Origin of the sequence: Wolbachia endosymbiont (group A) of Therophilus tumidulus, assembly GCF_964277345.1 — a bacterium.
In the GTDB taxonomy this organism is placed as follows: Bacteria; Pseudomonadota; Alphaproteobacteria; order Rickettsiales; family Anaplasmataceae; genus Wolbachia; species Wolbachia pipientis.
Map to the genome: position 1 here is coordinate 108897 of NZ_OZ195515.1, position 12171 is coordinate 121067.

At 34.4% G+C, this 12171-nt stretch carries 12 protein-coding genes and 2 tRNA genes; 3 read left to right on the forward strand and 11 right to left on the reverse strand.

Going from position 1 to position 12171, the window contains the following annotated elements; genetic code table 11:
• Positions 1–355 precede the first annotated feature (355 nt).
• The 3 genes from ACICQD_RS00620 to ACICQD_RS00630 form a co-directional block, all read right to left on the reverse strand.
• On the reverse strand, positions 356–1231 hold the full coding sequence (locus ACICQD_RS00620) for a tetratricopeptide repeat protein (RefSeq protein ID WP_007548480.1): 876 nt from the start codon (positions 1229–1231) through the stop codon (positions 356–358).
• Between the two features lie 168 nt (positions 1232–1399).
• On the reverse strand, positions 1400–1789 hold the full coding sequence (locus ACICQD_RS00625) for a DUF1284 domain-containing protein (RefSeq protein ID WP_209472357.1): 390 nt from the start codon (positions 1787–1789) through the stop codon (positions 1400–1402).
• Positions 1786–2313 carry a biotin transporter BioY gene (locus ACICQD_RS00630; protein ID WP_015589442.1) on the reverse strand — a complete coding sequence of 176 codons (528 nt, stop codon included), beginning with the start codon at positions 2311–2313 and terminating at the stop codon, positions 1786–1788. The genes ACICQD_RS00625 and ACICQD_RS00630 overlap by 4 nt, the downstream gene beginning before the upstream one ends.
• A gap of 85 nt (positions 2314–2398) precedes the next feature.
• Between ACICQD_RS00630 and ACICQD_RS00635 the strand changes: the two genes are divergently transcribed.
• On the forward strand, positions 2399–2986 hold the full coding sequence (locus ACICQD_RS00635; protein ID WP_341820398.1) for a nitroreductase family protein: 588 nt from the start codon (positions 2399–2401) through the stop codon (positions 2984–2986).
• Positions 2967–3755 (forward strand): diaminopimelate epimerase, encoded by a 789-nt coding sequence (gene dapF / locus ACICQD_RS00640; protein ID WP_338482134.1) that lies wholly within the window; start codon positions 2967–2969, stop codon positions 3753–3755. The genes ACICQD_RS00635 and dapF overlap by 20 nt, the downstream gene beginning before the upstream one ends.
• Before the next feature lie 8 nt (positions 3756–3763).
• Here dapF and sucD read toward each other — a convergent pair whose 3' ends face one another.
• From sucD to hemF, 8 genes are all read right to left on the reverse strand, one after another.
• Complete coding sequence (gene sucD / locus ACICQD_RS00645) at positions 3764–4639, reverse strand: succinate--CoA ligase subunit alpha (protein ID WP_264339708.1); 876 nt, start codon at positions 4637–4639, stop codon at positions 3764–3766.
• Positions 4640–4642: 3 nt separating this feature from the next.
• Positions 4643–5794 (reverse strand): ADP-forming succinate--CoA ligase subunit beta, encoded by a 1152-nt coding sequence (sucC, locus tag ACICQD_RS00650; protein WP_006279820.1) that lies wholly within the window; start codon positions 5792–5794, stop codon positions 4643–4645.
• Between the two features lie 37 nt (positions 5795–5831).
• Positions 5832–6032 (reverse strand): 30S ribosomal protein S21, encoded by a 201-nt coding sequence (gene rpsU, locus ACICQD_RS00655; protein ID WP_006279819.1) that lies wholly within the window; start codon positions 6030–6032, stop codon positions 5832–5834.
• A 199-nt stretch (positions 6033–6231) separates the two neighbouring features.
• Positions 6232–6305 (reverse strand) — tRNA-Pro (locus ACICQD_RS00660).
• Between the two features lie 209 nt (positions 6306–6514).
• A complete protein-coding gene (locus ACICQD_RS00665) occupies positions 6515–7201 on the reverse strand; it encodes a 16S rRNA (uracil(1498)-N(3))-methyltransferase (protein WP_006279818.1) in 687 nt (228 codons plus the stop codon).
• 28 nt (positions 7202–7229) lie between these two features.
• Positions 7230–7301, reverse strand: a tRNA-Glu gene (locus tag ACICQD_RS00670).
• A gap of 68 nt (positions 7302–7369) precedes the next feature.
• Positions 7370–8581, reverse strand: a complete 1212-nt coding sequence (locus ACICQD_RS00675; protein ID WP_395461463.1) for a hypothetical protein — start codon at positions 8579–8581, stop codon at positions 7370–7372.
• An 81-nt stretch (positions 8582–8662) separates the two neighbouring features.
• Entirely contained in the window at positions 8663–9487 is an 825-nt protein-coding gene (gene hemF, locus ACICQD_RS00680; RefSeq protein WP_341822006.1) for an oxygen-dependent coproporphyrinogen oxidase, read from the reverse strand.
• A 160-nt stretch (positions 9488–9647) separates the two neighbouring features.
• Between hemF and ACICQD_RS00685 the strand changes: the two genes are divergently transcribed.
• Positions 9648–12128, forward strand: a complete 2481-nt coding sequence (locus ACICQD_RS00685) for a response regulator (RefSeq protein ID WP_395461464.1) — start codon at positions 9648–9650, stop codon at positions 12126–12128.
• The last annotated feature ends 43 nt before the right edge of the window (positions 12129–12171 follow it).

Consider the following 12171-nt stretch of genomic DNA (forward strand, 5'->3'; position numbering starts at 1 on the left):
TAGCTATTTTCAATAGAATTAAATTTATTAATATAAATAATAAATTACTATTCTTAAATTTGATCAGATTGATTGCAAAAAAACAAGATTTTCAATAGGTTGATTATAATTCTAACTATAGTTAGCCTTTCATAAGTAGCGATGCAACAAAGCCATCCCAGTGTCAAGCACTTGGATGACACCCTCCTGATGGGCCAAAATCACAATGTTCGTACAGTTATGCATTTGTTGTGCAAATTACCTTTGCAAACAAATGTTCGTACAGCTGTGTGTCACACACTTTGCTTCAATATTTGCACATTAGCCACTCCCTTGAACAGATACGATAAATTAGCTTTAGGTAAGCTATAAGCTTTTATGAAATCTTTGGGTGCGTGCTGTGAAGTTTTATAAATTTTAGTCTTGCTGTCACTTTGTATAAAGGTATTTTTTCACTCACATCTTTCGAAGTTGTAGCCATGTTTAACAACTTTAAGTAGAATATTGTAGCATTTTGAAAATCTGAAAGTTTATCTAGAATAACAGCTAAATTATAAGTATAAAAAATATTGTTTTCATCGAGGGAAATAGCAGTTATCATATACTCTTTACCTTTTACATAATCCTCCTTTTTCATATAGATCAGACCTAAATTTGCTAATAAAGGAGCATAATTTTTATGTATATCATACAATTTTAACATTTCACTCAACGCCAGATCAGGATCATATTGTGAGATTATCGTCAGAAAATTTTTTAATATGTAAGGGTTACTAGGGTGTTCTTTTAACAGTCTTGTGTAAATCTCTACAGCTTTTTTGTATTCTTTATTAGCGTAATAAATATTTCCCAATCCAATTAAAGCATTTTTATGATAAGGAAACTTTGCAATGATCTGATTAAGGAGAGAAATAGCTGTTTCATTATCTCCTGATTCAAAGGAATCTTTTGCTTTTTTTAAAGTAGAGTATATGTCAAAACTCTTGCCAGAATTCTGCGCAATTTTGATGTTAAATTTATCACTTTTTCTCTCAATAACATCAAGATCTTTATATTTTTTATCAGCTTTTATATGCTTGACAACACTATCAAAGGCCTTCTGTATCTCCAAATTTTCACTAGCATAGGTAACAGAAGACCTCCATAAAATCACAACGCAAATTAACATGCAGATAAACATAGGTCCTAGTGTTGTGGCATTGGCTGCAGCGTGTAACCAGTAAACCTTATTTCTTTGAGCTATATGCAACACATTACAAATTCATAAATGCTAAATTACCTATCTCATACAATAATAAAGATATTATTAATTAGCGGGACGAACATGCTGTGTAGCCTTTCAGAATGCATTTATCTTTTGTCTTCCATATTTCGCTTTATTTCCACAAAAATGCTTCAATTTATCTTAACATTTTGTCAACTACCTTTGTAGATTTAAAAGGGCATTTTTACATATTCCATATGGCTGCCAGTTGCACCCCTCACATGCGTACTCGAATTTCTCTAAAGACATTTTCTCCCTAATCTTTTCTACCGCTTCACTCCAGGTCAAAGTCTCGCCAATTTTAATTCCTAAAATTTCCATATGCCTTCTATCTAGCTCTAAAACTTTAGCTTGTGTGGTGCATTTACCTTGTTTAGTCTGATTTGGACAAGCACTACAGATATTATCAAGGTTACCAACTACTTCGATTTGAGTACTAATTACTTTGCTTGCTATCCTTTTATAATTTTCTACAAAACCCTGAGAATACCCATATCCCCGAAACGCGAGGGTGCACATAAAATGATGAGGGCGAAATTTTATCATTTTTTCAAATATTGCAAAGCTGCTACAAGTAGAAAAATTTTTATCAAACCAGGAAGGATAAATGGTAAAACACCCACCATTATTGCTTGTCCCAGACCCAAGTAAACAGCAAGCCAACTAACACCACAAATAAAGATTACAACTGTACCAGCCAGACAACTTAAAGAATTACACACAAATGATTTATATTTAGAGTTCAGTAATTCATTTACTTTGCTCATTACCATAACAGCAGCTAAACAGCCAATTAAATATCCACCTGTTGGTCCAAGGAGAGCGTGATAACCACCAGAAAAATTTGCAAGAACAGGCAATCCTGCTGCACCAAGTGATAGATATGTAAGCACAGAATAGAATGCTGTTCTGCGGTTAAATTTAAGCCCAATAAGCATTACTCCTAAAGTTTGCAATGTGATAGGCACAGGCTGCAATGGTATACTTATTTGAGCCATCAAGAATAAAAGTAAAACGCAAGACAATATTTCAGCCAGTGTTGATCTGCTGCTAGATTGTGTTATAAACATACCTTCCCAATAAAAATAACTTATTAAATGTAATATATGTGTATGAGAGGTTTTGCAATTTAAATTTTGCTTATATTGTGCTACAATGAATTATTTATGCACTATTAAATTAAAAATGATGAGTAAACAAGATCTATTATCGTTGATGAAAGCAAGACACAGCGGACGTTCATACGATCCTACAAGAGCAATATCTCAGGAAGACATGGATATTTTAATGGAAGCTGTAAGGCTGACTCCCTCATGTTTTGGTGATGAACCCTGGAGATACGTAATATGCAACAAACAGAACAATCAAAGCGCATGGGAAAAGCTGCTAAATTGCCTTGATGAATCTAATCAAAAGTGGGCAAAAGATGCACAAGTGTTAATCATATCTTTAAGCGCTAAGAATTTCCGCAAATCTGATAAAGGTGAAAATTTTTGGGCTAATCACGATACTGGTGCAGCGAATTATGGACTTATGTTACAAGCTGCAGTTATGAACTTAATGGCCCATCAAATGGGTGGATTTGATAGAGATAAAATAGTGAAAGAGTTCAATATACCCAATGACTTTAACGTAATGTCAGTGATAGCGGTTGGTTACGAAGAAGAGGGTGCTGAAACAAGTAAGAAGAAAAGAAGACCAATAGAAGAAATATTTTTTTATGATGAGTGGCCAAGGTCCTGAAAATTTTATCAAAATGCACGGAACTGGTAACAACTTCGTTATCATAGACTCACGTTCAGCAAATGATTTAAATTGGAACTATAAAAAAATTGCTAACCAAAACGGTTGCGATCAAGTCATAGTGATAACAAACTCCAGTTTAGCCGATTGCTTTATGCATATCTATAATGCTGATGGTAGCAAAGCTGAAATGTGCGGAAATGCAGCACGTTGCGTTGGATATTTGCTAATGTCAGAAAAAGGTACTGAGTATATCACTATTGAGCTGGTAAACAAACGCATTTTAGAGTGTTTTAAAGTGGGTGATAAATCCATAAAGGTTAACATGGGTAAACCTTTGCTAAAATGGCATGAAATTCCCTTATCTACTGAGTGTGACACTCTTTACTTACCTATAGAGCTTGAAATGCTAAAAGAGCCCGTTGCAGTAAATATTGGTAATCCTCACATAGTTTTTTTTGTTGATAACGTAAATGAAATACCATTGCAAAGTTTAGGACCAAAGCTGGAAAATCACGTATTATTTCCTCAGAAAATTAATATTAGTATTGCACAAGTTGAAAAGTCTGGAGAAATAACTTTAAGAGTTTGGGAAAGAGGTACAGGCATTACTGCATCATGCGGTAGTGCAGCCTGTGCGGCACTTGTTGCATCCACACTACGTGGATATCTGACTGCCCAACAGACTTCAGTAGATTTACCAGGAGGTAAGTTATTAATCGAATGGGCAAATAACGTATTCATGACCGGTGATATAGGATTTTTGTAACCCTAATTCTAGTGATGCATTACTTCCAAAACTTTTTTACCAATCACCGCAGGAGTCTCTGCAATTGCAATTCCAGCGCTTCGCATAACTTCTAGTTTTGCACCAGCACTTCCACCGCTGGAAGAGATGATTGCTCCAGCGTGTCCCATACGTCTTCCTGGAGGTGCCGTTTGGCCTGCTACAAAACCAACGATTGGCTTTTTAGTTTTTTCTGTTTTCACAAAATGTGATACATCTTCTTCTTCGTTTCCACCTATTTCACCAATAACTACAATACCATGAGTATCGTTATCTTTTAAAAAGAGCTCCATACAGTCGACAAATGTCATACCATGAACTGGATCTCCCCCAATTCCGATACATGTGGATTGACCAAGACCAACAGCGGTTGTTTGTGCTACTGCTTCGTAAGTTAAAGTTCCAGAGCGAGACATAATTCCTATGTGTCCACGCTTATGGATATGACCAGGCATAATTCCTATTTTGCATTCTTCAGGTGTAATAATTCCCGGGCAGTTAGGACCAATCAATCGACTTTTTGAGCCGATAAGCGCACGCTTAACTTTCACCATATCAAGTATAGGAATGCCCTCTGTAATACAAATTATCAATTCTATTTTTGCATCTATTGCTTCAAGTATTGCAGCAGCAGCAAATTTAGCAGGTACATATATAACTGTAGCATTTGCACCGGTTTTTTCTTTGGCTTCTGCTACAGTATTAAAAACCGGTAAATTAAGGTGAGTGCTCCCACCCTTTCCAGGAGTTACACCGCCAACCATTTTCGTCCCGTAGTCAATAGCTTGCTCTGAATGAAATGTGCCTTGTGCACCAGTAAAACCCTGGCATATTAATCTTGTATCTTTGTTTACTAAAACGGACATGCTTTATTTTACCTCTTTTACTATCTTTTGCGCAGCTTCATCTAGCTCATCTGCAGCAATAATATTTAATCCTGACTCTTCTAAAATTTTTTTTCCTTCTTCAAAATTAGTACCTGATAATCTAACCACTAGAGGAACTTTAATGCTCATTTCTTTTGCAGCCGCAACAATTCCACTTGCGATAATATCGCAACGCATTATACCACCAAATATGTTAACCAGAATTCCTTTTACGTTGCTATCAGACAATATGATTTTAAATGCTTCAGTTACAGTTTCTTTACTCGCTCCACCACCAACATCCAAAAAGTTAGCAGGCTCTGCTCCGTAGTATTTTATTATATCCATTGTTGCCATAGCAAGACCTGCACCATTTACCATGCAACCAATACTGCCATCCATTTTGATGTAACTGAGCCCATACTTTGAAGCCTCTATCTCTTCTTTCACTTCCTCATCATAATCACGAAGTTCCATAATTTCTGGGTGACGATATAAAGCATTATCATCGAAATTAATTTTTGCATCGAGCGCAATAAAATCTCCAGAATTTGTTTCAACCAGTGGATTAATTTCAATTTGGCTCGCATCAGTTGCAATAAACGCATCATATATTTTTTTTGCAATGTTCGATATCTTTTCTATTTGTTCTGGACTCAAATGAAAACTGCTGCTTAACTTGCTGCTATCAAAACTTGTAGCAGGATCAATATCAAATTTCACAATTTTTGCAGGAGAATTTTTTGCCACTTCTTCGATGTCCATTCCACCTTCTGAGGAAAATATGAATATTGGCCTACTGAGCTTCGGGTCGATTACCAGGCTTAAATAATACTCTTTCTTAATGCTTGAGCCTTCTTCAACGTACACTTTTCTTACTTGCTGCCCGCTTGGCCCTGTTTGATGAGTAACTAAAGTCATACCAATCATGTCCTTTACAAACTGTTGAGCTTCTTCAACTGACTTTGCTAGCTTTACGCCACCGGCTTTACCCCTACCACCTGCATGAATTTGAGCTTTAACTACAAACACGTCAGATTTTAATTGACTTACTTGAGTCTTTACTTCTTCTGCAGATGTAGCAACAAAACCTTTTGGCACTGGGACATTAAATTTATGCAAAACTTCTTTCGCTTGATATTCGTGAATATTCATAAAATAACCAATGATAAACTATTAACTTGAGTACAAACTACCAACCATAACGTTGCCTTCTGCACTCTTGTTGGTACCTCTTTTTTTTAGCTTCAGCTTTCTTTTTAGCTCTTTTTTCTGATTTTTTTTCATGATATTGTTTTTTCATTTTCAACCCTCTTCCTTCCTTTTGAATTGTTTTTTTCAATACTGGAAGAGCTCTGTCTACATCACCATAATGGACTGATACTTCTATCAAACTCTATACCTCCTTCGGTAATCATTTCAAAATCTATTTATAAATTAGAAAATTAACATTGTCAATTATTTTATAAACTTGAGCGTTAAAATGTAATATGCCATAATTTACATGGTAAATAATGTCATTCCAGTGTCAGCTACTTGCTTACTGATGGAGATTGCTCTTATGTTACAGCGTTCTTACAATTATACTAACATCGGGGCGGAGAGATTTGAACTCCCGACCCTTTGGTCCCAAACCAAATGCGCTACCAGGCTGCGCTACGCCCCGACTTCTTTACTCAGAGTATCAATAACTCAGGCAAAATGCAAGATTCATTTGTTTACTTTAGAAAAAATATAATATGAGATTTAATATTATCTTAGAATATGTTTTTTATTAGCTCCTCTTTAACAACAGACTGCTTCGTAGAAAGTCTACAGGGTTTTTGTGCGCGCAACACTGAACCAGATTTCTTTATCTTAGTCATATTTAAAAATCTAGCTACACCAATTGGTGAAAGTGAGTGCAGCAACTACAGCAGTATCGACCCTTAAAATTCTTTTTCCTAGACTCAATTTTTGACAAAACTTATCGGCAAGATCAAGTTCATAAGATGAAAAACCACCTTCAGGGCCAACAATAATAGCAACATTTTTTTTGCCTTTCAGCACTTTGTCAGCTTTACCTGTTTCATCACACAAAACAAAATTTTTACTCTGGGAATCAGGTAACTCACAAAAGTTAATAGGAGGCAAAATCTCTGGTATACTTATCCTACCTGATTGTTCCGCTGCTTCGATTGCTTGTAATTTTGCTCTACTTAGGTTAATATTTTTTACCACTGTACGTTCCGTTGAAATAAATTGAATGCAGATTACTCCCATTTCAGTTGCCTGTCTTACTATGTTGTTCAAAGCAGCACTTTTTACCATGGCACAATACAGGTATAAATTTTCCTCATATTGCTGTTGTTTAGTGCATTCTTTGGGTGTAACTTCTGTCAATTTACGCGATATATTAACTACTTCTCCTAACCATTCTCCATCTTTTCCATTAAAAAGAGAGAGATTATCATACTTCTTAAGCCGCATTACATTGCAAATATAGTGACTTTGTTGTGGATTAAGTGCTAAACTCACGCCTTGTGATAAAGCTTCTTCAACATAGAGCCTAATTTTTCCCATTCAAAACTTTAATTATATTCTACTTGAGTGACTCTTACGGGATTTGAACCCGTGTTACCACCGTGAAAGGGTGGTGTCCTAACCACTAGACGAAAGAGTCAACTTGAATCTAACTAGGTTATATCGATTACATATATAAAGTCAATTCAATTATTTTGAATCACATAGTTAGAGGGATATATCAGTAATCTTATATCGACAGCCTCCTATTACTCCATGCTCAATACTCACTGAACCTATCTCAGATTTAGGAGCTAATTCTAATTGTTGTTCAACTTTTGTATCGGAATCATAGCCAGAATCGTAGCCAGAATCTCTACGCTCATATTTCTGCCTTATTTCTTCTACACTAAAGCCAGCCTTGGTCTTAATTTTTTGATCATTAGTCTGTTGCTGACTTATCGACTTATTAGCACTTAGCTCATTTAGCTTCACTTGCCAATCATTCACTTTATCTTGCACTAACCCATGGCAAGTTCCAGAATTAGCTTTTATGTCTTTTGCTTTTCTTTCTGCTCTTTTCTTGGACAAATCTACCCTAGCATAAATAGGTTCTGACGACTGTTCTGGCTCTTTCTGTTTTAGGCTAGTAGGCTTTTTTTGTTCTGAAAGATCATCTATAGTGCAATAAATAGGTTCTTCTGATATACTCAAATAACCACTATCTTCCAATGATAAATTTTCAGTGGATTTTTTATGTGAATCATATATTTCAGCATAAATAGATTCTTCTGATACACTCAAATAACCATTCTCCCCTAATGAGTTACTAACCTTAGCATCATACACCTCAGCGTAAATTGGCTCTTTTGAAGGCAAAGCATCATAATTAGTGCTCTTTGGCTTATACTCAAAAGTTCTAGAAGGTTTTTGAGGTGGTATTACATTGTTGTTCACCTCAGCGTACATAGTTATTGGCTCATATTCAGAGGTTCTAGGAGGTTTTTGTTGTATAGCTTCAACATTCAAATCATCTGTAGAATAATACTCTGCGCCTTTTCCTAGTAAAAAGGAAACTGTGGGGTGAAGAATTATCTCTGCTGGTAAGTTTTTCTCACTATCCAATTTTAGATTTTTTGATTCTGCTAAACTCTCAATAACACGAATTATAACATTCTTTCCATTCTCATCTATTGAGTGGATATCAGCTCCACGATTAATCAGCAATTCCATTATTTTGTGATCTGTAGCATGTCCTAAAGCCTGATTTAAAGCTTGATTATTATTTATATCAAATGATCCTGTATTCTTGAGAGACATAGTCTTTGAAAAGAATTTTCTAAAATTATTTAATGCATCATAGAGAATTAGAGTCAGTTTAACACCTTTTATGTCATTGTTTTTGACAGATTTAATTAAAAAATTATCTATTATGCCCATGATTATACCCCCTATATAAAAGCTCACTACCATGGTACAATTTTAAACTATGATGATTTATTTTCTACTAATAGCAGCTCTCTATAACCACTTAACAAGTGGTGGCATTGACATCATAATTGCATCTGGATTGCCGTCAGTCATTAAACCAAACCTTGTGCCACGATCGTATAACAGATTGAATTCTACATATCTGCCACGTTTTATTAATTGATTTTCTCGTTGTTCTTTTGTCCAAGATTTTTGTATATGTTTACGTATGATGTGCAAATAAATTTCCAAAAAGGCTTCACCTACTGCTTTTGTGAACTCAAAATCGTTTTTCCAGTTGCTAGAACTCAGATTATCATAGAAAATGCCACCAATACCACGCGGCTCTTTTCTGTGTTGTAAGAAAAAATAGTTGTCACATTGCTCTTTAAATTTTGGATAATATCCGGTGTCAAATCTATCACATGTCATTTTGATTGATTCATGAATATACTTGCAATCTTCTTCATTTCTATATATTGGCGTAAAATCCATTCCTCCACCAAACCATTGTTTTGAAGTATATATCAGCCTTGTGTTCATATGTGCTGCAGGGATAAGGGGCGATTGCATATGAGACACTAAAGATATACCGCTTGCCCAGAACTCTCCGTTACTTTCACTTGCACCAGGAATTTCATTAATGGCTGAATCTGCAAATTTTCCGTGTACTTTTGAAACGTTTACTCCAACTTTTTCAAAAACATTACCAAAAATAATTGTAGATTCACCACCTCCACCACCTGGGCGATCCCACTTTCTCTTTTCGATTTTTGGCTCTGCGGATGATTGTTTTTCAATTAATAAGAAAGATTCTATAATCTTATCTCTTAGTGCACAGAACCATTTAAATGCTTGTGTTTTTTGTTTTTCCATAATATCCTCTTGCTAGCTTATTAACATTGTTATATCTGATATTTAAGGAACTTAATTAGATTTGGATGATAATTATCTATCAAAGACGTTAATAAATCTATAATAATTAAATCAATATAATAGAACATTTTCGTATGTACAACAATGCCAAGTAACAATAATGAATAAAAGATACATAGATAACAAAAAAGAGAACAGGGTTGACTTCATACTAAGAAATTATGGAATGTCAATTGTTGTGATGGCAGTTATTATGCTCTTACCTCCAGTAGCAATATCGATACTCTACTTTTTTGATATATATAGTCAGCATATTAATATAGAGATTAATTTATTAGTTAGCATTCTAACAACTCTCTTTATGATGTATAATGTAAAACGCTACAGATACCTACTTAATACTATAGAATTTCAAAATGCAATATTTGCAAATGCACTAAATCATAATACAGAATTTTGCCTTATTTTACATAAAGATGAAGGTATTATTTATGCTGACGCAAGGTTCTACGAAAGGTTTAAAGATCATATAGATGATGACATTACGTTAGGCAAGATTCTTGAAATAGGAGATGTTTCAGAAGCAGACAAAAAAGTACTCTATCATGCACTAAAAAATAACTCTTCTGTACAGGTATGCATTTCCTTAAACAAGAAGAATAGAGTATCTAACTTTCTTTTGCTCTTTGAGCCGATACCAGATAATCCCCAAATTGCTATAAATAGTAATAAGATTTTAAATTTATCATTAGTGCCAATAGCAAGGCCAGATGGGTATTTTGTATTAAAAGCAACACAGATAAACAAGGAGCAGATATATGAAGAGTTAATAGAAAAACACAGCATAGGAACTTACATTGCAAATGCCAAAGGGGTGATTTTATCTGTAAATAAAAGATTTTTAGACATATTTGAACTAAAAAAACTGGAAAAAGGTAGCTCAATCAGTGATTTTATATCTCAATCTAAATATAACAATACAACAACCGATAATGAAATTTTGTTTTTTACTATAAGTGGTATTCCATTCAAGGCTTATATGAGCACTGCTATATTTTGTGATAAATACAACCATAGCTATATATATGGCTTTATAACACCAACCGAATCAAATATTGTTGATTATCAATTACACCCTTGTTTTGCAAATTCATCAATTGCTATTGCACAATGTGACATAAACGGCAACTTTGTAAAGAAAAATACGGCACTAATAAAGCTTGCAGGGTCAGATAATAATTCAATCTTTACGTTGATATTGGATAGTTATCATGTGAAAATACGTGAATATTTTTCGAGTAATAGAATAAATAATGCGTCTTTTGATGTACAGCTCAACGGCGGTAATAACATAAAAATATATTTCAATAAGTTTCTTCATAATAAAATGATCTTCATACTTTGTTATTTTATTGACAATACTGAACACAAAAACCTAGAGATAAAGCTTGAGCATTATCAAAAGATGCAAGCTATAGGGCAGTTAGCAGGTGGTATTGCGCATGATTTCAACAATATATTGACTGGGATAATAGGATTTTGCGATTTGCTTTTACTCCAACACTCAGCTGGTGACCCATCTTTTGGAGATATAATACAGATACAGCAAAATGCAAAGCGTGGATCAAATTTAGTAAGACAATTGCTTGCTTTCTCAAGAAGACAGACCTTGCAGCCAAAAATTATTGATGTAAATAATACTATAGCTAATCTTTATGAAATGATAAAAAGATTAATAGGTGAAAATATAAAATTTAATATTTATTATGGTAGAGACTTGGGTGCTGTTAGGGCTGATCAAGGGCAATTAGAGCAAGTTATACTTAACTTAGCAGTCAATGCTAGTGCTGCTATGGAAAAGGGCGGAGAATTAACTATACGAACCTTTAATCAAAAGATTGACTCATTAAATTCTACACCTCAGGATATGTTTTCTCCAGACAAGGAAGCGATTGAACATGGAAATTATGTTGTGATTGAAGTAATTGATACTGGATGTGGAATGACGAGTGATACAACTGAAAAGATCTTTGATCCATTTTTTTCTACCAAAGATATTACCTCTGGTACAGGTCTTGGCCTCTCTACTGTATATGGCATTATTAAACAAACTGAAGGATACATCTATGTTGCTAGCAAAGTAAATCATGGAACTAAATTTAGCATATTTTTGCCCATGGTTTACATATCAGATGAAAATGATAGAGAGGAAGATAGTGAAGAAACAGAAAAACCGGTAGTAAGTGAAATTAAAGGTAATGGTATAATTTTATTAATCGAAGATGAAGATTCAGTAAGGGAATTCATCTCTAAAGCACTCAAAAGAAAAGGATTTGATGTAATAGAAGCAAGCATAGGCAGCGAGGCGCTAGAAATAATCAGTAAAAAAAGTCAACATATAGATCTTATAATCACTGATGTAATCATGCCAGAGGTGAGCGGCCCAGAAATAGTTAAAGAAGCATTGATCCATAGGCCAAATATCAACGTTATTTTTATTTCTGGGTATGCAGAAGATGCTTTTTTAAAGAGTGATGACATCAATATAGAAGATTTTCACTTTTTGCCAAAACCATTCACTCTGAATGAATTAGGAAACAAGGTTCAAAGTGTGTTACACAAAGCAAAAAAGACAGTCTAATTTTAGTGTGGTTAACAACAAAAAAATTTTCTAATGCAAAAGT